At 65.9% G+C, this 22516-nt stretch carries 13 protein-coding genes; 10 read left to right on the top strand and 3 right to left on the bottom strand.

What is annotated here, in order from left to right; genetic code table 11:
• Positions 1-356 precede the first annotated feature (356 nt).
• Positions 357-1019, top strand: a complete 663-nt coding sequence (locus tag GM672_RS23075; protein WP_229417891.1) for a response regulator — start codon at positions 357-359, stop codon at positions 1017-1019.
• Positions 1020-1038: 19 nt separating this feature from the next.
• On the opposite strand, the gene GM672_RS23070 is transcribed toward GM672_RS23075, so the two are convergent.
• A complete protein-coding gene (locus GM672_RS23070; protein ID WP_170300203.1) occupies positions 1039-2538 on the bottom strand; it encodes an AMP nucleosidase in 1500 nt (499 codons plus the stop codon).
• A gap of 70 nt (positions 2539-2608) precedes the next feature.
• Entirely contained in the window at positions 2609-3976 is a 1368-nt protein-coding gene (locus GM672_RS23065) for an MATE family efflux transporter (protein WP_155472875.1), read from the bottom strand.
• Between the two features lie 236 nt (positions 3977-4212).
• Between GM672_RS23065 and GM672_RS23060 the strand changes: the two genes are divergently transcribed.
• From GM672_RS23060 to GM672_RS23045, 4 genes are all read left to right on the top strand, one after another.
• Entirely contained in the window at positions 4213-6924 is a 2712-nt protein-coding gene (locus GM672_RS23060; RefSeq protein WP_155472874.1) for a type VI secretion system Vgr family protein, read from the top strand.
• A gap of 21 nt (positions 6925-6945) precedes the next feature.
• The gene (locus tag GM672_RS23055; RefSeq protein ID WP_155472873.1) at positions 6946-9117 is read left to right on the top strand and encodes a T6SS effector phospholipase Tle3 domain-containing protein; all 2172 of its coding nucleotides are present in this window, start codon (positions 6946-6948) and stop codon (positions 9115-9117) included.
• A gap of 374 nt (positions 9118-9491) precedes the next feature.
• Positions 9492-10583: a hypothetical protein gene (locus GM672_RS23050; RefSeq protein WP_229417890.1), complete on the top strand. Its 1092-nt coding sequence runs from the start codon at positions 9492-9494 to the stop codon at positions 10581-10583.
• 16 nt (positions 10584-10599) lie between these two features.
• On the top strand, positions 10600-10863 hold the full coding sequence (locus GM672_RS23045; RefSeq protein ID WP_155472871.1) for a PAAR domain-containing protein: 264 nt from the start codon (positions 10600-10602) through the stop codon (positions 10861-10863).
• A 320-nt stretch (positions 10864-11183) separates the two neighbouring features.
• Here the strand turns inward: GM672_RS23045 and GM672_RS23040 are convergent, their stop codons facing one another.
• Positions 11184-13439: a TonB-dependent receptor gene (locus tag GM672_RS23040; protein ID WP_155472870.1), complete on the bottom strand. Its 2256-nt coding sequence runs from the start codon at positions 13437-13439 to the stop codon at positions 11184-11186.
• Between the two features lie 325 nt (positions 13440-13764).
• Here GM672_RS23040 and GM672_RS23035 point away from each other — a divergent pair, with 325 nt between their 5' ends.
• The 5 genes from GM672_RS23035 to GM672_RS23015 all read left to right on the top strand — a co-directional run.
• Positions 13765-16005, top strand: a complete 2241-nt coding sequence (locus GM672_RS23035) for a TonB-dependent receptor (protein WP_155472869.1) — start codon at positions 13765-13767, stop codon at positions 16003-16005.
• A gap of 80 nt (positions 16006-16085) precedes the next feature.
• A complete protein-coding gene (locus GM672_RS23030; RefSeq protein WP_155472868.1) occupies positions 16086-16907 on the top strand; it encodes a carotenoid biosynthesis protein in 822 nt (273 codons plus the stop codon).
• Entirely contained in the window at positions 16904-18268 is a 1365-nt protein-coding gene (locus GM672_RS23025) for an oxygenase MpaB family protein (RefSeq protein ID WP_155472867.1), read from the top strand. The genes GM672_RS23030 and GM672_RS23025 overlap by 4 nt, the downstream gene beginning before the upstream one ends.
• Positions 18265-21735, top strand: coding sequence for a hybrid sensor histidine kinase/response regulator (locus GM672_RS23020; protein ID WP_155472866.1), 3471 nt, complete (start codon positions 18265-18267; stop codon positions 21733-21735). Before GM672_RS23025 ends, GM672_RS23020 begins: the two co-directional genes overlap by 4 nt.
• Positions 21732-22516: diguanylate cyclase domain-containing protein (locus GM672_RS23015; RefSeq protein ID WP_155472865.1), on the top strand; the 785-nt coding region annotated here is incomplete at its 3' end. The genes GM672_RS23020 and GM672_RS23015, both read left to right, overlap by 4 nt.

The raw sequence follows: 22516 nt of genomic DNA, 5'->3' as shown, positions 1-22516 counted from the left end.
CCGCGCGCCTCGACCAGGGCCTGCAGCACGCGCGCGGCGCGCCATCCCAGCGGCACGGGCCGGCCCGTCGCCTCGTGCAGCGCACCGCGCACGGGGTCGAAAACGTGGCGCCCGAGCGCGATCCGGCCGGTATTCGGCCGCAGCATGTCCATCTGCATATCCATGCATGCAGCGTAGCGGCGGCCGGCCCGGAGGCACAGGCCATAACGGGTCCGTGCGCCGCTCCCCGAAGTGCTGCCGCCCCGCTCCCCCGAAAGGGGCAAAGGGCCCGCCGGCGGCTGGCGCCAGGGTATCCGGCGTGTAAGATGGCGCCTTGATCAACTGCTTCGTACCGGCAGCGCCCGCGCCGCAACACCATGGATGAATTGAGTAATGTCGAACGAACCGGACCTGGCGCCGGCGCGAAGATCCGCGTGATGGTGGTCGACGACCATCCGCTGCTGCGCGAAGGGATCGCTGCCGTGTTGTCCGTCAGCGGGCGCTACGACCTGGTGGCCGAGGCGGCGGACGGACGCGAAGCGGTGGAACAATTCGTGCGCCACCAGCCTGACGTCACCTTGATGGACCTGCAGATGCCCGTCATGGGCGGGCTCGATGCCATCCTGGCGATCCGCGCGCTGGCGCCCCAGGCCCGCATCATCGTCCTGACCACCTACAAGGGCGACGTGCAGGTGCTGCGCGCGCTCAAGGGCGGCGCCATGGGCTACCTGCTCAAGAGCGTGCTGCGCACGGAACTGGGCGAGGCGATCGACAAGGTGCATGCCGGCCAGCGCCACATCCCGCCGGAAATCGCCGTGGAGCTGGCGGCCCATATCGACGCCGATTCCCTGTCCGCCCGCGAAACGGAAGTGCTGCGCCTGGTCGCCCACGGCAATTCGAACAAGCGCGTGGCACTGGCCCTGGGCATCGCCGAGGAAACCGTCAAGGCCCATATGAGCACGGTGCTGTCCAAGCTGGGTGCACGCGACCGCACGCATGCCGTGACGATTGCCGTTCGGCGCGGCATCCTGGAGCCCTGAGCGGCCCCGCCGGTTTCCCTTACTGGAACGCCACCTCGGCAAAGCTGCGCAGCTTGCGGCTGTGCAGCCGGTCCACGCCCAGCGCGCGCAGCATTTCCATCGCGCGGATGCCGATGCGCAGGTGCTGGTCGACCCTGTCGCGGTAGAACTGGTTGGCCATGCCGGGCAGCTTGATCTCGCCGTGCAGCGGCTTGTCGGACACGCACAGCAAGGTGCCGTAAGGGACGCGGAAGCGGAAGCCGTTGGCGGCGATGGTGGCGCTTTCCATGTCCAGTGCCACGGCCCGGCTTTGCGAGAAGCGCCGCTCCGGCGTGCGCTGGGGCAGCAGCTCCCAGTTGCGGTTGTCCGTGCTGGCCACCGTGCCGGTGCGCAGCACGCGCTTCAGGTCATGGCCCGTCAGCTGCGTGACCTCGGCCACGGCGGCCTCGATCGCCACCTGCACCTCGGCCAGCGCCGGGATCGGCACCCACAGGGGCAGGTCCTCGTCCAGCACGTGATCCTCGCGCACGTAACCGTGCGCCAGCACGTAGTCGCCCAGCTGCTGGGTGTTGCGCAAGCCGGCGCAGTGCCCCAGCATCAGCCACGCGTGCGGGCGCAGCACGGCGATATGGTCCGTGATGGTCTTCGCGTTGGCCGGGCCGACACCGATATTGACCATGCTGATCCCGGCGCCGTCGGCGCGGATCAGGTGGTAGCCCGGCATCTGCGGCAGGCGCGGCAAGGGCGCCCCCATGCCGTCGCCCGGCTGCTCGTCCTGGCCGGCGCGGCGCGTGACGATATTGCCCGGTTCGACGAAGGCGATATACGCATCGTCCTCGCTGGTGGGTTCGCGGCTCATGATGGCGTGGCCCAGCCGCACGAATTCGTCGATGTAGAACTGGTAGTTCGTAAACAGGACGAACTTCTGGAAGTGCTCCGGCGACGTGCCCGTGTAATGGCGCAGCCGCTGCAGCGAATAGTCGACGCGGGGCGCCGTGAACAGCGACAGGGGCTGGGCCTCGCCGGGCGGCGGCTCGAAGGTGCCGTTGGCGATGCCGTCGTCCATCGCGGCCAGGTTGGGCAGGTCGAACACGTCGCGCATCAGCTGGCGGCGTTCCAGCGGCATGCTGCCCTCGATATGGTCATGCTCGGCGAACGAGAAGTGCACGGGAATGGGCTGCGACGACAGGCCCACTTCCAGCTGCACGTGCTGGCGGCCGTGGTTCTTCAGCAGCAGGCGGAACTGCTCGTGGTAGTAGCGCGCGAACAGGTCCGGGCGCGTCAAGGTCGTTTCGAAAATGCCGGGACCGGCCACGAAGCCGTAGGCCAGGCGCGAATCGGCGCGGGCGAAGGTTTCGCTCTGCACCCGCACGAAGGGATAGCAGGCCCGCACATGCGCGGTAGGGGTCTCGCCCTCGACAAAGCGCTGCAGCGCCTCGCGCAGGTGGGCGATGCTGCCGTTGTACAGCGCCTGCACATGGGCCAGCGCGGCAGCCGGATCATCGAAACGTTCGGGGGCGACGAAGGGACGGGTGGACACGATACACTCCTGTTGGTTTTTGTTCCATCCTACCACCGGCGTGGCGCGCGCGCAGGCGTGCAAGCTTCCGTCAGCGTCCCGGCCGCAGACGGCGCCGCGCGGCGCGCGCGTGAGGCACCCAGGCCTGCACCGACCAGCGCCGCCACATGATCAGTCCCCGGATCCACTCGTCGGCGGCGAACGCGATATAAAGTCCTTTCAGGCCCCAGCCCAGGTGAATGGCCAGCACCCAGCTGCCGCCGGCCAGCACGATCAGCATCGACGCGGCGCCGGCCAGCACGGGAAAGCGCACGTCGCCGGTGGCGCGCAGCGCGTTGATGACGACCAGGTTGAAGGTGCGGCCCAGTTCCACCAGCACGCCGAGCCACAGCAGCACGGCGCCTTCCGCGATGATGCTGGGGTCTGCCGTGAACCAGCGCAGCAGCCATGGCCCGGCCAGCGCGACGCCGCTGGAAATGACGCCGCTGATGACGAGCGCCCGTCCAAGCGACACCCGCACCAGCCGATGCGCCGCCGCCAGCTCGCCCGCCCCCACCATGTGGCCCACCATGATTTCGACGGCAAACGCCGTGGCCAGGCTGAAGACGATGATCATGCTGCCGATCTGCTGGGCATAGGCATGCGTGGCCAGCGCGTGCGCGCCCAGCGTGCCGGCGGCGGCCATGCTGGCCATGAACGACAGGCGCCACGCGATATTCTCGGCCGCCGCCGGCACGCCGATATGCAGCACCTCGGCCAGCTCCTGGCGCGGCAGGTGCCACCAGTCGCGCGCCGTGGTGACGATGCCCAGGTGGCGCCGCCACAGCAGCAGGTGCAGCGCCAGCCCCAGCGCCCGGCTGACGGCCAGCGCCAGCGCGAAGCCGGGCAGGCCCAGCTCGGGCAGCGGCCCCCAGCCCTGCATCAGCGGCAGTGCCAGCAGCAGGTGCGAGCCGTGCATCGCCACGAGCACCAGCAAGGTATCGCGGGTGCGCAGGTGGGCCCGCATCACGGCCGCCATCGACGCATTCCACGCGTCGAACAGCATGGCCGGCGCCAGCGCCTGCAGGAAGGGCACGGCCATCGGCATCACGTCCGCCGGCGTGCGCAGCAGATCGAGCAGCCCATGCGCGCCGGCCAGCGCCGCCAGAGCCGTCAGCGCCCCGATCCACGTGCTCGCACCGACGGCCGCCAGCGCCACCCGGTTGGCCCGGTCATGGCGCCCTGCCCCCAGGCTTTGCGTGATGACGACGCCGATGCCGGAACCGATGATGCGAAACAGCAGGAACAGGGTGACGGATATCTGGCTGGCGATGGCAAAGGCGGCACCGGCGATATCGGAGATATGCGACGCCAGCGCGGTGCCGACCACGCCAATGGCGACGGACAGCACCAGTTCCACCAGCAGGGGCCAGGCCAGCGTGAAGATGTGGGGACGGGCGGTGGGTGGGGTGGCGGGCATGGTGGCTGGCTGGATGCTATGTGGTGGGTCGCCATTGTAAGCGCTGCGCGTGGCGCATGCCGGCGACGAAATCCGAACGTTCGATGACTGAGAGTATTGATTTTTGGTGAGGAGAATCAATGCCACCTTGGACAATCCGGGAAACCATACGACGAAAAAAAATTTAGCGTTTCCCCCGATTATCGTTCCGCCTTGTTGACAACGGCGGACGGCACGAAACTTCCACGGGTCTTCATATGACAGTCAATTTTCCTGGACTGGTATCAGGTTTTCTGAGCGAGGCGAACCGCCCGATCCGCCTGCGGCTGTTCGATGGCGGCGAGGTGCTGGATGACCTGATGCTGGTCAAATACGCCAGCGGTGCCGAATCGATTTGTGGTGGTATCGAGTACTCGCTGCTGTGCGTCTCGCTCGATGCGGGGATGGCGCTCAAACGCTTTATCGCCAATCCCGTGGAGCTGCAGTTCGTAACCGATACCGGCGGCCTGCGGGCCGTTTGCGGCATCGTTGCCTCCGTCACCGAGGGCGACAGCGATGGCGGCCTCGCAACTTACCAGCTTATCGTGCGCGACGCGCTGTCGCTGCTGGACAAGGCCGTCAATACGAGGGTATTCCGCAATACGGACGAAGTGGGCATAACCAATACGATACTGCGCGAGTGGCGCGAAAATAATCCCGTGGCCGCGCGCGCATTTGATTTCGACGTGTCGGGACTTCAATCCTACCCTGCACGCGAATTCACGATGCAGTGCAATGAATCGACCGGCGCCTTCCTGCGCCGGCTGTGGAAGCGACGGGGAATCGCATGGTTCATCCGGCCTGGCGCCGCTACGGAATGGGGAAGCGATAACGTTCCAGTCCATACACTGGTTTTGTTCGACGATGCCATGTCGCTGGAACGAAATGCCGCGGGCACGGTGCGGTTTCACCGCGATGACGGCACCGAGACACGCGATACCATCTCTGCCTGGCATGCGGTGCGGCAGCTGACGGCTGGCACGGTCACGCGGCGCAGCTGGGATTATGCGCGGGCGTCGATGACCGACAGCGAGGAACTGGGCCAGCATGACCAGGGCCGGCTGGGCAACGAGTTCGCCGCCAGCCTGGACGACTACGTGGCCGACGTGCCCCACGCCGGCGCCAGCAACAGCGATTACCGCAGTCTGGCCACGGCGCGGATGCAGCGCCTCGAATACGAGTCGAAGTACTTCCAGGGTGAAGGCAGCGTGCGCGACATGTGCGTCGGGCAGTGGAATGCCGTCAGCGGTCACCCGGAAATCGATACACATCCGGCCGAGGAACAGGAGTTCGTCATCACGGCGATGCGTGTCCATGCCGAGAACAACCTGCCCAAGGCGCTCAACGAGCGGGCCAGGCGCCTGTTCACCCTGAACCATTGGCCGATGCGTGACGACGCACTGGAACAGGCCAGTCGCGAACGCTTTGCCCGCTACACCAATCACTTCACCTGCGTGCGGCGCGGCGTTCCCATCGTGCCCGCCTACGATGCGAGCTCGGACGTGCCGCGCGCCGAAGCGCAAAGCGTGATTGTGGTCGGCCCCGCCAACGAGGAACTACATTGCGACGAATTGGGGCGCGTGAAGGTACGTTTCCCCGCCTGTCGTGAAAGCGATCATGCCCATGCGCAGGGTGCTGGCGCCTCCGACAGCGATCGCGACTCGGCCTGGGTGCGCGTGGCCAGCGGCTGGGCCAGCGCCCAGTACGGCGCTATTTCCCTGCCCCGTGTCGGCGACGAAGTCATCTGCGTTTTCCTGGGCGGCGATCCGGACAAGCCCCTGATCATCGGCCGGGTGCACGGCGCCACGACCACGCCGCCATCGTTCAGTAACGCGAGCCACTTGCCCGGGGACCGCTACCTGTCGGGCATCAGGAGCAAGGAAGGCAAGTCGCAGCGCTACAACCAGCTGCGCATGGACGACACGCCGGGCCAGATCAGCGCGCAACTGGAAAGCGCGCACGGCCACGCACAGCTCAACCTGGGCTTCCTCACGCATCCGCGCTTCAACGGCGAGGCCAAGGCGCGGGGCGAGGGCTTCGAGCTGACCACCAACGACAGCGGAGCCATCCGCACGGCAAAGTCCTTACTGATCACCGCCTGGAAGCGGCTCGATGCCTCCGGTAGTCAGCTCAGCAGCGAAGAACACGTGGCGCTGATGCAGGACTGCCTGGACCTGTTCAAGTCGCTGGGGCAGTACGCGGCCGAACACCAGGGGCTGTCGCTCGATGCCGACGGCCAGGCGCAATTGCAGGCGCAGGTTGAGGCTGCGGCAAGCGATGGCCAACCTACGCTGAGCATGACGGCGCCCGCCGGCATCACGCTGACGACGCCGAAAACGCTGGTCAGCTATGCCGGCGTCAACGTCGACACGGTGGCCCAGCAACACCTGCAATTGACGAGCGGCCAGCGCTTCAACCTGAACGCGGGCAAGGGCATTTCGCTGTTCTCGCACATGGACGGTATTGCCCAGATTGCCCATCATGGCAAGTTCCTGATGCAAAGCCAGCATGACGCCATGCAGATCGATTCGGCCACCGACCTCAAGGTTACAGCCGGCAAGCGCGTCATCGTAATGGCGGAAGAGGAGCTGACGCTGATCGTCGGCGGCGGCGCCTACCTGAAGCTCAAGGGCGGCAATGTCGAACTGGGCGGGCCCGGCCCCCTGACGGTGAAGACGGATGGCCACCACTGGAACGGCCCGGCCAGCGCCAGCACCGAGATGCCCAAGTTCGCCTCAGGCGACTTCAGCCGCATACCGCGCCTGCTGCGCCCTACCGACGGCAAGCCCGTCGAAGGCATGAAATTGCACGTGGAACGGGACGGTGACGGTCCGCTGTGCGGCCAGAGCAACAGCGACGGCGAAGGCGAAAAAATTACCAGTGACCAGGTGCAGCAACTCAAGGCATTTTTCTACCGGCCACGCGGCTGATCGCCAAACCAGGACGCAATCATGAATCCCCTTTACTCCGACAATAATCCAGCCTGCAGTGAAGAGAACATTCTGCTGGGCGCGAAGATCGGGCTCTCGCTCCTGGGCGGGAAGCATCTCGATGTGCTGATGCAGTTGCCCCTGCCTGGCATTACCATCTTCGTCCACGGCGTCAATTCCGATGGCGAATGGTACAAGCAGGCCGAGGAAGGATTGTGCAAGGGGCTGAACCAGCGGCTGAAGCGCTGCGACGAACATATGACGCACCCTACACCGGAGGGTGGCCAGCTGCGGCCGGCGACTTACCTGCCCGAGCTGACGCCGGATGGCTATATCAACCCCGATCTAAATCATAAAAACTTCGTTTCGGACGAAGGCAGTTTTTCGCCCGTCATTCAGTTTCGTTGGGGGTATAAAGCCAGCAGCGAAGAGCTGCAGAAGTATGGCGATTCCATCTATCTGAATGAAGCAGATTACTGGGGCGGCGGGCCGTTCGCCAACGGCTGCACGTCCCTGCCCGATCTGTGGAGCAGCGGCATCGACGATACCCTGTTTCTGTGGCTGCATGTCCAGCACATCAACCCGACCAACGACAGGCTGGTGTATTCCTGTCCCCCACGCGCATATTACGTTTTGGCGGCATTGCGGCTGGCAAAGCTGATCGGTTCGATCCGCGCCAGGCAGGCCGATACGCCCGTCACGATCGTTTGCCACAGCCAGGGCAATATGGTGGCGATGGCCGCGGCGTTTCTCGGCAATCAACTGCAGCCGGTGACCGATCCGCTCGGCAAGCAGGGCGATTGCATTGCCGATACCTACGTGCTGTGCAACCCGCCGTACAGCCTGGTAAAGGACAACAAGATGCAGAGCTGGGTGGAATTCGGCATGAAGGACCCGGAAGGCAACGGTGGCCGCCAGACCGCCGACGCCCGGTGCCGCACCCTGGCGGCATTCTTCGACATCATCCGCAACCGGGCGGCAACCCAGCAAAGCGCGCAATATATCGATACGTTCATCAAGAACGAACTGCAAGACTTCGATGCCCAGTCCGACCGCAACAAGTATGGCTACGGCGCTGCACAGGCGACAGTGGGACGTGTCACGCTGTATTTTAATCCACACGACCAGGTGATTTCCGCGAGCACCATCCAGGGTATTGGGTGGCGTGGAATGAGTGAGGAAGAAATCAATGCCACGAACGGCGCGGGCGTCTTCAGCCAGCGCGTGTTCGCACAAGGCTTCGACGTTGGAACACAGGGTCATTACAACTTCTGGAAGAACCAGCATAACCAACCGAAACGCAAGCGGGATTACTGGTTGCCGGCGTCGCCGCCAGCCCGTTATTCCTTCTCGAAGGGGCTGAAAGCGAATACGTCGATCGTCGGCAAAGTCATGACATTCGTAACTGCGCCCCTGCTGATCCTGGCGACGCGCATCGCCAATACCCCGATCAACGCCTTGCCTCCAGACGATTGGCGCACCCCGTTGACGGCGCCGCCGTTGGCGCCGTTCAAACCCCAGGGCGCCAAGTTCGGCCAGGCGACCGACGCCTTCGACGAGGGCATCAATCCGCCAGGCGAAGCGCGCGACAAAAATCGACAATACGCTGCGGACGACCCGTATGGGGGCAGTCGTCCGCTTGCCGGGGCCCCGGCCGACGCCACCAGCCCGGACAAGACGGATGCGCCAAAGGGGGACAAGAACAGCGAGGCCGCGCTGCGCTATGAGCATCACGCAATGCTGCGCATGGAGGCACGGCGCGAGGGTCGCTATGGGAAGGACGAAAAGGTCAAGGAGGAAGACGACCTTGCCTTGGCGAGCGACGGCTACAAGGTCTGGCGTTCAAAAAAGATCAAAGATATCTTGGCGGCCAGCATCGACACCCATGCGACAGATCACTCCACAATCATGACCAACTCGATGCATGCCGAAAAGGCGCTTGCTTATGATGTTGCGGTTGGCGTGTGTCATCTTACGGCAGCAGACTTCCGAAAACTGAGAGTTGCCGCAGACTGGCGCTTTCTCGAAAGTCTTGAAAAATCCCATCCGATTGCGAAGTTTTGGGAGTACTTCGATTCGGGACTATATGAAAAGCAGCCGATTCAGGATTGGGCAATCAAAAGCGGCCATGAGGGTTCGATGCCAATGAATATTCTCGATAAACGGGCTTTTTTTGGCGGAGAGAATGAATGATTAAGCGGATTTTTCGCAGAGGGGCGGTAGCCTGTGCGGTCTTTATAATAGCATTGGGAATAGTATGGGTATACTCGGCAGGCTTTAATTCATCGGGATCGCCCTCACTTTCAGATGGAGAAATTATGAATCGCTTTGTATTGCTTCCCAGCTTGTTGGCCATCAGTGTCTTTACAGTCACATCATTCCTAGCGTCAGCTACCGTTGCATCGCCTGAGGTGACTTCGCCCCGCGTCCCGTCCAAGGTTGTACGATCTTTTCAAGCTCAGGTTGTGGGACTGCAATGGCTTAACCCCTTACAACGCCGCGATTATCCTACAGAGTGGCAGCTATTGTGGACTCTTGGGCTAGTGCAGCCCAACACAGACGATGACATGGTTAAGGCAAAACCGGGCAAATACAGCAGACTGCAACCCATCGGCATTATCGTCAATGGGAATAGTGGAGAACTAGATTTTAAAGAATATCACGAAAAATACTTGCGGGCTCTCACAAAGCAATTTCGATCGAATTATTTTCAGGACTCAGCGTATTTTTATAACGCGCACTCGTTAGATGACAGGAAAACGTGGCGTGAACTCGCAGGTATCCGCGTCGAATACGCGCTACCGGAAGGCCGACTCGACCCTGTCGAGACTACAAGTATCAGCAGGGATACGATAAACGATACATTTCAGATCGGCTTTGCCAGTACACCGGAAGCATGGAGTCGTAATACACCACCAGACGTGCGTATCAACTTCGGTGGTCCCAATGCAGGTTTTATATCTCTGACAGCCGGCCTGGACTATCTGCAGAGCCATCCCAATGAAACAGTGTGGGTAATGAACTGGGACGCCCCCAGCTTCCCGCCCAAGGACGAGCAGATCAACGAAAACATCGTGCTGCTGGTGCTGGCCGGTCCGAACTACAAGACCGAGCGCGCGCCTCTGGCGTGGCTGGGCTACCCCGCCAGCCGCAAGGCAGCGGACTTCGAAGCGGCGAAAGGCAAACCGACACGGCCCGTACAGGCATGGAAAGCCGCCATCGAAACGGCAGCGCAAAACGCCGGCAAGCAGAATACGGATATCGGTTATGTCATCCACGACGCAAACAACAAGCATCCTGATTCCCCGGAGCGCATCGCCAGCCTGGCGCAGACGCTGGCGACAGAGCTGGGCGAGTTCGATTACGTCAAGCAGACCTTCAATACGTCAGCCTTGCTGGGCGAGATGGGTGCTGGCACGGCGCTGACCAATGTCGCCCTCGGTATCGCCTATGCCAATCATATGGGCAAGAACGTGCTGGTGGCCGGCACCACCGATCTCACGCAGGCAACTGCGCTCGTCGTCGTGCCACCGGCAAAAGTGCGGCCCATCGACCCGAAGGCGCCCTGGTTCCGCGCCCGAGGCGGGAATACGGCCTTCCTGCCATGGTGGGGCTTGCGCAATGACGCGAGACCAGGATCGCAGGGCTATTCCCGATGACACGACAGGTAACCCGATGCGCGGCGTAATCCGATTGAACGATCCCACCAGCCACGGTGGCCGCGTCATCAGTGCGGCCCCGAACAGCAAGGTCATGGGCGTGGCCGTGGCCCGCAAGGGCGACCGGTGCGTCTGCCCGCTGCCGGGCCACGGTCCCTGCACCATTGTCGAAGGCGACCCCAAGGTGCTGATCGACGGGGTGCCGGTGGCATTCGACGGCCACCGCACCAGTTGCGGCGCCACGCTGATTACCACCGTCCCCGACAGCGGCCGTGGCTGACCCCAAACATCCGCGCTTACCGGGCGTCTCGGTGCTGGCGACAGGCCTGGCCTCCCTGACGGCGGCCTGTACGGCCCAGACCAGAGCACCGGACGTTTTCGAGCAACTGACGGCACCGCTCCGGGCGCAGGTGGTTGGCCAGCAATAACCAAATCTCCTGCAACGACCCAACTGCCCGACTGAATGCCAACTGCTGATGCTGGCCTGGCGCTAACGAGCCAAACCGCATGACCACGGACGAGCAAAGCTGCGTCATCATCCAGTGACCCGGCCGCGCGCCAGATGCGCGACCGGTTTGTCGGGCAGGAGGGCCTCCGCCCTTACAACTTGCCCGACAAGGTAAAGAACACCTGCCGCGGCGCGGCCGCCATCAGGGTGGTCGACGTGCCGGCCGGGTCGGACACCGAGAAGCCGTTCGAGCCCACGGTGCTGTAGTAGCGCTTGTCGAACAGGTTGCTGACGTTGACCTGCAAGGTCAGTTCGCGCAGCGATGCGAAGGATTTGAGCTTGTAGCCGGCCGACAGGTTGGCCAGCCAGTACGACGGCACGCCGGCGTCGTTCAGGTAGGTGTAGTAGCGCTTGTCCGTGTACTTGGCGCCCAGGCGGGCGAACCATTGGGCGTTGTCGTAGGCCAGCTCCGTGTTGAACATCTTCTCCGGCGCGTCGACCACCTGTTTGCCGGCAATCGCAATGACCTTGCCGTTGTCCGTGTAATCGGACTTGTAGGTGGAGTCGTTGTACGTGAACGAATTGAACCAGGCCACCGACGGCATCAGCTTCCACACGGCCAGCGCTTCCAGGCCGCGCGTCTCGACCTTGCCGACGTTGACGATGGTGCCGGCGCAGCCCATGATGCCCACGCACGTGGCCACGCCCAGCTGGCGGTCCTTGAAGTCGGCGTAGTAGACCGCAACGGAGCCCTGCACGGCGTCGCGCTTGAAGCGCACGCCCAGGTCGTAGGTGGTCGACGTTTCCGGTTTCAGGGCGCCCACCGTCAGGTTGTAGCCGGCCTGCGTCTGCGAGAACGGGCCGCTCACGCCCGGCTGGAAGGCGCGCATGTTCTTCGAGGCCGACGCGAACACCTCGTCCTCGCCGGCCAGCTTCCAGCTCAGGCCCGCCTGCGGCAGGAAGCTTTTCTTGGCCGTGATGGTGCCGGCGGCGCGGTCGCCCACCAGCGTGTCGGCGTCGATCTCCACCTTCGGGCTCTTGAAGCCGGCGTTGACCTTCAGGCGCCCGTCCAGCAGCGTCACCGTGTCCTGCAGGTAGAACTGGCGCGTATCGGTGACGAAGTTCTGGCGGAAGCCCGTGCTCATGGGGTTCGTCAGCATGTGGTCGATATATGCGCCATCCGTCACGGCATAGAAGTTCCGCGTCAGGACATGTTTGCTGCGTTCGCCCCAGAAGCCGGCGCTGAGCGTGTGCCCGGCGACGTCCCACGACACGTCGGCAAGCATGCCGTTGCGGTTGATGGTGTATTCGGTGGTGCGGATGGAGATCGGCACGGCCGCCGAAGACGGCGTGTAGGGCGTATACCAGTGGCCCTGCCCCTCGTTGCCATGGTGGTAGCCGGACACCTTCGCCGTCACGCCCTGGCCCAGGTTCAGTTCCAGCGCGACGCCGCCCAGCTTGTCCTTGCGCAGGCCGCGGCCCAGGTAGTAGGCATCGTCCATATTGTTGACGGCGCCGCTGTAGATGCGCTTGGCGGCGTTGACGGCGCGCTGCCAGTCCGGCGCGTAGTTGTCCCAGTCGTAGCCCAGGCGGCGGGTCGATTCCAGCGACAGGTCCTGGTAGTCGACTTCATTGCGGTCCGAATAGTTGAAGAAGGCCGACAGCGTATGGTCGCCCAGCTGCTGCTCGACGCGGCTGTTGAACTGGTCCTGGTCCTGCGGGCCGTCGCCCTTCCATTTCTCCGTGCGCATGCGCGTGCCGCTGACGAAGAACTTGGTGCCGCTGGCCAGCAGGCCGCTGTCGGCACGAATGAAGGTGCGCGACGTGTCGTCGCTGCCGAAGGTCTGCGCCGCCGTCAGCGCGCGCTCGTTGGCCGGCCCCAGGGTGACGAACTGCACGGTGCCGCCCAGGTTGCTGGTGGAGGCCGTGCCCAGCGCGCCCGCGCCCTGCGACACGGCGACGCGGCCGATATTCTCGGACGAGACGGCGCGGCTGACATGCAGGCCGTTGTTATTCCCGTAGCTCATGTCGCCCAGGGGAATATCGTCCAGGGTGAAGCCCAGCTGGTTCTGGTTGAAGCCGCGGATCGAGAAGCGCGTCGACCACTCGTAGGCGCCGAACGGGTCGGCCGACTGGAAGCTCACGCCCGGCAGCTTCTCCAGGGTCTTCAGGGGGCTGGTGCCCGGCACGGCCTGCTGCAGGTCGGCGCGCGTGACGTTCTGCACCTGGCGCGACTGGCCCGTCCCCGTGACCTCCACCACCAGCATGGCGGCGGCCACCGGTTCGGCTTCCGGCGCGGCGCCGTCGGCGGCTTGCGCACTGCAAGCGAGGGCCTGCAGCACCAGCAGGGCCAGGGGTTTCAGGGGCAACTTCTGGTTGCGACGGGCGGCGGGCAAGGCAAATGGCATCGAAGGCTTTCTGAAGGAAAATGAAAATCGGGCATGTCGAAAACTCAATAGCCGCGGATGGTAAAGCCCTGTTATGACGCGCCAATGACAAGCACGCCATAGGGCAACGCAGCCGGCGCAGTGGTGGCGGCGAGACAAACGGGCGCGATTTGTGAAAACTAACTGTTGGGCACTGTTGGCGGCCTGCATGAACTGATAGACTCCCAGCCTGCGTTATTGCCGCCGCAAAGCTGCCAGCTTTGCAATAAAAATTCCGGAACACCCATGCGGCATGGCGGCAGTCCGGCCAGGACGCCGCCAACCCAAGCACCTGAAAGAATTCGCCATGATCGATCGCCGCGTTCGGCCGACCCCTCTATTGCTGGCTGCCTGCATCGCCGCCATCTGCTCCAACCTCGCGCACGCCCAGGCGGCGCCGGACAATGCCGGACTGCCTGAAGTCGTCGTCACGGCCCAGCGCACCGCCACCTTGGAATCGAAGACCCCGGTCGCGCTGTCCGTCGTCTCGGGCGCCCAGGCCGAGACCTGGGGCCTGGACAGCCCGGCGCTGCTGGGCGACCGCCTGCCGAACGTGCGGCTCGACGGCAGCTACGACGGCCTGCGCATCACCATCCGCGGCGTCACCAGCTCGGACACGACCGACAAGGGCGACCCGTCGGCTGCCTTCATGCTCGACGGCGTCTACATCGCCCGGCCGCAGGGCCAGACCGTGTCGTTCCACGATATCGACCGCGTCGAAGTGCTGCGCGGCCCCCAGGGCACGCTGTACGGCCGCAATACGACGGCCGGTGCCGTCAACGTCATCTCGAACGCGCCGACCCAGGTGCTGGAAGGCGCCATCGGCATCGAGGCGGGCAAATACAACAGCCGCAAGGGCAGCGCCATGCTGAACGTGCCAATCAGCCCCGCGCTGGCCGTGCGCGCCGCTGTCGCCTTCAACCGCCACGACAGCTACCTGACCAATGCGCAGGGCACGCCGCACGAGCTGGGCCAGGACCGCGACGACGTGTCGGCCCGCCTGTCGGCCCGCCTGGCATTCAGCAACACGGCCTCGCTGCTGCTGCGGTTCGACCACAGCACGATCCGCGATAATACGGACGGCTTCGTGCCCGACACGAACTTCTTCCGGGGCGTCGAAACGGGCAAGCCGGTCTGGTACGGTGCCAGCGCCGGCGCGCGCCTGACCAACCGCTTCGTGCCGCCCAATACCGTGCCGGAACAGGGCTACAGCCGCAAGAGCACGTCCGGCATCGGCGCCGAATTCACGTGGGACCTGGGGCCCGTCAGCCTGTACTACGTGGGCTCGCACCGCAAGTTCGCCCACGACTTCCTCGTCAATTACTACTACCGCATCGTGCCGACCTACGCCATCGGCGTGCACCAGGGCTTCGACGGCGACTACCGCCAGGACTCGCACGAGCTGCGCCTGGCCACCAACGGCAAGGGTCCCCTGACGGCGCAGGCCGGCGTGTACTGGTTCCGCGAGCGCTCCGATACGCTGTACACCTTCCGCGACCTGGAGCCGCTGGGCCTGCCGCCGTACTACGTCTTCCCCACCGGCCCGACCGAAGCCCGCAGCAAGGCCGTGTTCGGCCAGGCCACCTACAGCCTGCTGCCACGCCTGCGCGCCACCGTCGGCGCGCGCTGGACGGAAGACGAGCGGACGCGCGTGGGCTCGACCAACTTCCAGCAGGGCCCTGCCTTCAACCCGGCCACGGACTTCAAGCTGCTCAATGCAGCCGAGCTGACCACCCGCAAGACGACGTGGCGCGCCGGCGTCGAGTTCGACGTGACGCCGGCGACGATGGCCTATGCCTTCGTCGCCACCGGCTACAAGGCGGGCGGCTTCAACGACGGCTGCCTGGCCGGCGTGCGCGCGCTGGGCATCGACTGCCCGGCGCAGGTCGCCGTCCCCGCGGCCACGCTGTTCTACCAGCCCGAGACGCTGACCTCCGTCGAGGCGGGCGTCAAGTCGCGCTTCTGGAACAACCGCGCCAGCGTCAACCTGGCCGTGTTCGACTACGACTACAAGAACCTGCAGCTGTCCGGCGTGGCGATGGTGATGGGCGCGCCCCGCTATGTGACGCGCAACGCCGGCCTGGCCAGCGTGCGCGGCCTGGAAGCGGAAGGCGTCGTCAAGCTGACGCAGGACGACCGCATCACCTACGCCGTCAGCCTGCTGGATGCGCATTACGACTCGTACTCGCCGGATGGCGTGACGTCGTGGGCCGGCCGCAAGCTGGACCGCGCGCCGTCGCACACCGTCACCCTCGGTTACGAGCACGTGTTCCGCATCGGCGACGGCCAGTTGAAAGCCGGCGCCAACGTGCGGCGCAGCGCCGCCTACGTGATCGGCGTGCCGACCCAGGGCCTGGAGTACCGCATCCCGGCCCGCACCAGCAGCGATGCCCAGCTTGCCTGGCAGCCGGGCGGCGCCCCGTGGAGCGTGCTGGCACGCGTGCGCAATATCGAGAACAAGGTGCAGCCCCTGACGGTCGACAGCTTCGGCATGACGATGCCGAGCGAGCCGCGCACGGTCGACGTGCGGCTCGACTGGCGCTTCTGACCGGTTCGACGTTTTTGCGACAATTTCGATGCCGGTCGCTAGTATCATCGGCATCCATCGCCTGCATGGGAATATCCGATATGACAAAACTGCTGAGCCAACTGCCACGCCTTACCTACCTTTTGGCGCTCGCGCTGGCGGCGATCCTGCTGACGCGCGGCCAAACCGAAACGACCATGCTGCTGATCGTCAGCTCGATCGTCATGTTCGCCGTCTGCTGGACCAGCGCCATCCACCTGCTGGGCGGCCGGGCGGCGCTGCACTTCGTGCTGATCGCCGTCGTGATCGGGTGGGCCGCCGAACAGCTGGGCTCCTCGTACGGCTGGTTCTTCGGCGAATACACCTACACCGACGTGCTGGGCCCGACCGTGGGCGACGTGCCCGTCGTGATTCCGCTGATGTGGTTCGCGCTGACGTATATCGCCTACGTCATCGCCAACCTGATCGTCTGGCAAAGCCCCAGCGACGGTGTCGCGCCGCTGGGCCAGGACCTGGCCATGTCGCTGCTGGGCGCGGCCATCGTCACCGCCTATGACCTGGGGGCCGATCCCTACATGGTGTTCGTGCTGAAGGCATGGATCATGAAGAAGACGGACGGCTGGTGGTTCGGCGAGACCGTGCAGGGCTTTGTCGGCTGGATGCTGGTCTCCTTCGTCATCCTGTTCCTGTTCCGCATGACCTTGCGGCGGCACGCCCCGGCACCGGCCTTGCACGTCAACCGCGGCCACGTGATGGTGCCGCTGTTTATCTACGGCGCCAACATGGTCTTCCAGGCGGTGCTGGGCTATCCGGTCGAGATCCGCACCATCGCGCTGTTCGCCATGGGCATTCCCCTGCTGTCGGCCCTGTGCGGCTATGCGCGCTGGCAGCGCCCCTTGGCGGGGCCGGGAGAGCTGCGATGAAGGCGGTGCCGCCGCCGGCACTGGAAAGCGGCCCGGAGCTGCGCGCCGATCCGCTGGCCGACGTCACCATCGCCCGCGTCATCGATGCCGTCGATTCCCCGGGCGGGCCATGGCAGGCAATCGGCATCGTCAACCGCGAGATCGCACGGTGGCAGACCAATGCCGACCTGGACGGCTGGCGCGCCAGCGCCGGCACCCCACCGGAAGTGGCGGCGGCGCTGGAAGCCTATGTGCAGGCGGCGCGGGTGTTGCCCGACTGGGCCGACCCGGCCAGGATCGCCGTGGCCGAAAAGCTGTTCATGGAAATGAGCATGGTGTCGTGCGCGCTGCTGTTCTGCGCCAGCCTGCCGGAATGCTATGTGCTGCCGGACCTGGCGGGCGTGCTGCACACGGCCGGCCAGCTGGAACAGCATACCGACTACCGGGTGCGCTCGACGGCGGCGATGATCTTCCCCGTCATGATGCGCGGCGGCCTGACGGCATCCGACGGCGGCGGCGTGGCCCAGGTGCTGAAGGTACGGCTGATCCACGCCACCATCCGCCACCTGATCCTGCGCGAGAACCCGGCCCGCACGATGGCCGGCGTCGAGCGCCCCGTCGTCGCGCCCGCGCGCCAGCGCGGCGAGGACCTGTATCACAAGCTGTTCGCCACCGGCTGGGACACGGCCCGCCACGGCCTGCCCTGCAACCAGCAGGAACTGGCCTATACGCTGCTGACGTTCCACTATGTCTTCCTGCGCGGCCTGCGCTCGCTTGGCATCGGTTTCCGCGCGCAGGAGGAGGAAGATTACCTGCACGCGTGGAACGTGATGGGCCATGTGCTGGGCATCGAGAAGGCCCTGATGCCCGAAACGATGGCCGAGGCCAAGGCCCTCTTCACGGCGCTGCAGGAGCGGGGCCGCCGCCAGTCCTGGCTGCCCGACCCACGGCCCGGCCTGGGTGAGGCCCTGATGGGCATGATGGCCCGGCAGATTCCCCTGCCTTCGTTCAAGTCCTTCCCCGTGCTGCTGACCCGCCACCTGTGCGGCCGGCCCACCGCCAGGGACCTGGCGCTGACGGGCTGCGTGGGCCTGCCCACGTGGATCGCCTTCCTGACGACGATGGGACTGACGCGCGCCGTCGACTGGACCGTGCGCCGCGTCGTGCCGCAGTTCTCGCTGACGCGCATGGTGACGCGCGCCGTCGGCTACCGCTTCACCGTGCGCGTGTTGATGGACGAGACGCGGCCGCTGAAGCTGCCGACCGCCCTGCTGGGCCAGGTCGACGCGGCCGTACATTCGTGGGAACGCGATCCGAAGGCGCCCCGCTGGGTCAACCGCCTGGAAGCCAGGCTGGCCGGGCGGCCGAAGGAAACGGCATGACGGCACGGTCCCGCTGGCGTCCGCTCCTGCTCTCCGTGATGCGCTTGCCGCTGCTGCTGCTGTCCATGCTGCTCGTGCCGACGGCGGCACGGGCAGCACCCGCGCCCCTGCTGATCGAACCGAACCAGGTCGCCATCGATGCCTGGCCCGCGCTGACGGTGCTGGAAGACCCGCGCGGCGAGCTGACACCGGCCGCCGCGCTGGCCGCCGGCGAGCGCTTCGTGGTCCCCACCACGGCCCATTCCACGCTGGGCGTCAAACCCCGCCGCGTGTGGCTGCGCATTCCCGTCGTCGTGGCGCCCCACGAACGGGGCGGCCGCGTGCTGGCCATCGACTACGCGCTGCTGAACCGGGTCTACGTCCATATCGTCACGGATGGCCGCATCCGCACGGCCGACAGCACCGGCACCCTGTCGCCGCTGGCGCGGCAAGGCCTGATCGGGCGCGTGCCCGCCGTGCTGTTGAATCTCGCCCCCGGCACCAGCCACGTGCTGCTGGTACGTGTCGAAACCTATGCCCCGATTATCCTGCCGGTGCGCCTGTACACGCCGGGCGCCTTCCACACCGAGGCACTGAAGGAGCAGCTGCTGCAAGGCCTGATGCTGGGCCTGGGCCTGTGCCTGTTCCTGTACAGCCTGGCCCAGTGGATCAACTTGCGCGAACCCCTGTTCGGCAGCTACGCCCTGCTGGTGGGCGCGCTGTCGCTGTATTCGGCCGATTTCTTCGGCATCGGCGCCCAGTACCTTTGGCCGGGCAATGCGTGGATGATCCTGCACGCGGGCGGCCTGGCATCGCTGTCGGCCTCCTGCGGCGCCTACCTGTTCGTGCTGCAGGCGCTGGCGCGGCCCGGCATGGACCGCATCTTCGCGCGCCTGATGCGCATCGGCGCGTCGCTGACCCTTGTCACGGCGCTGGCCTTCGCCTTCGACCTGGTCAGCGTGGAAGTGCTGGTCGCCTTCATCGGCACGCTCGGCATCATGCCCATGCTGCTGGGGCTGCCGAAAGCCTTCGACCGGGCCCGGCGCGGCGACACGGTCGGCACCTATTTCCTGGTCGGCTGGTCGATCAGCTTCCTGTCCTCCGTCGTGCTGACCCTCGTCTTCAACGGCAAGGTGGGCGCCTCGTTCTGGACCATGCACGCGCTGCAGTTCGGCAGTACCATCGACATGCTGCTGTTCATGCGCATCCTCGGCCTGCGTACCAAGGCCATGCAGAACGCCATGCTGCGCGCCGAGGCGTCCACCCGCATGAAATCGGACTTCCTGGCCAATATGAGCCACGAGATCCGCACGCCGATGAACGCCATCATCGGCATGAGCCGCCTGGCCCTGATGGCCGACCCGACGCCGAAGCAGCGCAACTACCTGGACAAGATCCTCGGCGCCGGCGAGCACCTTCTGGCCATCATCAACGACATCCTCGACTTCTCCAAGATCGAGGCCGGCAAACTGACCCTGGAAGCGGTGCCGTTCGACCTGGGCGAGTTGTTCGACCACCTGTCGAACCTGACGGCCATCAAGACGGATGCGCGCCGCGTCGAACTGGTGTTTCGCATCAACCGGGGCATTCCTGCCCGGCTGGTGGGCGATCCGCTGCGCCTGGGCCAGGTGCTGATCAACCTGACCAACAACGCCGTCAAGTTCACCGAGGAAGGCGAGATCGTCGTCGCCGTCGAGATCGCGCACCGCACGCAGGACAGCATCACCTTGCGCTTTTCCGTCACGGACACGGGCATCGGCATGGACGAGGAACAGCTGGCCTCGCTGTTCCAGTCCTTCAGCCAGGCCGACAGCTCGATCACGCGGCGCTACGGCGGCACGGGCCTGGGCCTGTCCATCTCGCAGCAGCTGGTGGAACTCATGGGCGGCAAGATCAAGGTCACCAGCACGCCCGGCACCGGCAGCCGCTTCTCCTTCAGTATCCAGCTGGGCATCGCCGAGCCGGACCAGCAGCCCGTGACGGCGGCCGCTCCCCTGCACAATGCCCGCGTGATGGTGGTGGACGACAGCGTCACCGCGCGCGGCGCCCTGGTCGAGATGCTCGGTTCCCTGGGCGTGCGTGCCCGCGGCGCCGACTCGGGCGAACAGGCGCTGGCCCTGCTGGCCGCCGCCGCCGTGGCGGGCGAGCCTTACCAGGTGGTGCTGATGGACTACATGATGCCCGGCTGGGATGGCGTGGAAACGATCCGCCGCATCCGGGCCGACAAGCGCTTCGGCGCGCCACCGGCCATCCTGATGATCAGCGCCGCCAGCCGCGACACCGTGCTGCAGCAGGAAGGCCTGGTGCCGATGAGCGGCTTCCTGCACAAGCCGGTGGGCCCGGCCCTGCTCTACCACACCTTGCTGCAGGTGCTGCGCCCGGACCTGGCCGAATCGATCGACGGCGCGCCGGGACGGGACGGCGGCGCCCATGCGCCGCGCGACCTGTCGCGGCTGGACGGCGCCCGCATCCTGCTGGTGGAGGACAATGCCAACAACCGCGAGGTGGCGCTGGAATTCATGGCGGCCGCGCGCATGCAAGTGGACGTGGCCGTGCATGGCGGCGAAGCCGTCGCCATGGTGCAGCAGCAGGACTATGACCTGGTGCTGATGGACATCCAGATGCAGGAAATGGATGGGCTGACGGCCACGCGCGAGATCCGCGCCATCGAGCGCCTGCGCGCCCTGCCGATCGTGGCGATGACGGCCCACGCGATGGCGGGCGACCGCGAACGCAGCCTGGAAGCGGGCATGGTCGACCACATCACCAAGCCGATCGACCCGGAACAGCTGTTCCGCACGCTGCACAAGTGGATTCCGCCGGCCCGGCTGGCCGGACGCAGCCTGGCCGCCGTGGCCCCGGCCGACGTGCCGCCCGACGCAGTGGCCGCCGCCCTGCCCGTCATCGACGGCGTCGACTGGACCCGCGCGGCCGTCGGCGTCGACCACTGGCAGGCGCGCCTGCACCGCCGCATCCACCGCTTCATCGGCGAGTATGCGGGCGCGGTGGAACAGGCCAGGACGGCCGTGGCGGCCGGCACGCCGGCCACCCTGCAAGGGCTGGCGCACAACCTGAAAGCCAGCGCCAGCTACATCGGCGCGTGGCGCGTGGCGGGCCTGGCCGACACCCTGGAACAGGAACTGCGCGCGGGCCGCCTCGAGCGCACCCGCGCGCTGGCCCAGGAACTGGCCGACGCGCTCGATGCGCTGCTGGCCGGCCTGGCCCGGATGGAGACGCCGGCCGTCGCGGCGCCCGACAGCGCCGACGTGGGCGAACTGGTACGCGAGCTGGCCGGCTTCCTGCGCGCCGACGATGCCCGCGCCGAGGACCTGATCCAGACCTTGCAGGCCTTGCTGGCCGGATCGCCCCATGGCGCGCTGGTGGCCGCCGTCGCGCGCGCCATCGAGGATATTGAATATGATGCCGCGCTGGCGCCCCTGGGGCAGCTGGCGCAGGCGCTGGATGTGGATATGGAAGAACGTGCATGAACCCCGTTGAAATGCAGAAGGTACTGATCGCCGACGACGATCCCGTCAACCGCCAGGTGCTGGCCGAACTGCTGAAACCCGAGTACACGGTGCTGCTGGCCAAGAACGGCGAGCAGGCGCTGGAACGGGCCGCGCGCCATACGCCGGACCTGATCCTGCTCGACGTGATGATGCCGGACCTGGACGGCTTCGAAGTGCTGCGCCGCCTGCGCGCCGATCCGGCCACGGCGGCCATCGCCGTCATCTTCATCTCCGGCCTGGACCGGCCCGAGGACGAAGCGAACGGCCTGAAGGTGGGTGCGGCCGACTATATCGCCAAGCCCTTCAACGCCACCGTCGTGATGGCGCGCGTGGCCCTGCACCTGCAGGTGGTGCGCCAGCAGCGCCTGCTGGAACACCTGGCCCACGTCGACGCGCTGACGGGCCTGGCCAACCGGCGCCGTTTCGACGAGTTGTACGAGGCCGAGTGGCAGCGCGCCCGCCGGGCCGGCTCGCCCCTGTCGCTGGCGCTGGTCGATGTCGACTGCTTCAAGCAATACAACGATCACTACGGCCACCCGGCCGGCGACCGCGCCTTGCGGGCGGTGGCGCGTATGGCCTCGTCGTGCGTGCGGCGCCCGGCCGACCTGGCGGCCCGCTACGGCGGCGAGGAACTCGTGCTGCTGATGCCGGACACGGAAGCCGCACCGGCCGAGCACGTGGTGCAGTGCATGCGCGCCTCGCTGGCCGCCCAGGCCATCGCCCATGCGGCCAGCGCGGCGGCGCCCGTGCTGACCTTCAG

The organism is Pseudoduganella buxea, from assembly GCF_009720835.1.
GTDB classification, from domain to species: Bacteria; Pseudomonadota; Gammaproteobacteria; order Burkholderiales; family Burkholderiaceae_D; genus Rugamonas; species Rugamonas buxea.
Note: the sequence above shows the minus strand (reverse complement) of the source record. Positions and strands in the feature narration are given on the sequence as shown.

Bases quoted from the DNA above. Each gene is read 5' to 3' on its own strand.
- GM672_RS23030 (WP_155472868.1), top strand. From the start codon at position 16,086: ATGACAAAACTGCTGAGCCAACTGCCACGCCTTACCTACCTTTTGGCG.
- GM672_RS23055 (WP_155472873.1), top strand. From the start codon at position 6,946: ATGAATCCCCTTTACTCCGACAATAATCCAGCCTGCAGTGAAGAGAAC.
- GM672_RS23025 (WP_155472867.1), top strand. From the start codon at position 16,904: ATGAAGGCGGTGCCGCCGCCGGCACTGGAAAGCGGCCCGGAGCTGCGC.
- GM672_RS23035 (WP_155472869.1), top strand. From the start codon at position 13,765: ATGATCGATCGCCGCGTTCGGCCGACCCCTCTATTGCTGGCTGCCTGC.
- GM672_RS23075 (WP_229417891.1), top strand. From the start codon at position 357: ATGGATGAATTGAGTAATGTCGAACGAACCGGACCTGGCGCCGGCGCG.
- GM672_RS23060 (WP_155472874.1), top strand. From the start codon at position 4,213: ATGACAGTCAATTTTCCTGGACTGGTATCAGGTTTTCTGAGCGAGGCG.
- GM672_RS23065 (WP_155472875.1), bottom strand. From the start codon at position 3,976: ATGCCCGCCACCCCACCCACCGCCCGTCCCCACATCTTCACGCTGGCC.
- GM672_RS23020 (WP_155472866.1), top strand. From the start codon at position 18,265: ATGACGGCACGGTCCCGCTGGCGTCCGCTCCTGCTCTCCGTGATGCGC.
- GM672_RS23045 (WP_155472871.1), top strand. From the start codon at position 10,600: ATGCGCGGCGTAATCCGATTGAACGATCCCACCAGCCACGGTGGCCGC.
- GM672_RS23040 (WP_155472870.1), bottom strand. From the start codon at position 13,439: ATGCCATTTGCCTTGCCCGCCGCCCGTCGCAACCAGAAGTTGCCCCTG.
- GM672_RS23050 (WP_229417890.1), top strand. From the start codon at position 9,492: ATGGTTAAGGCAAAACCGGGCAAATACAGCAGACTGCAACCCATCGGC.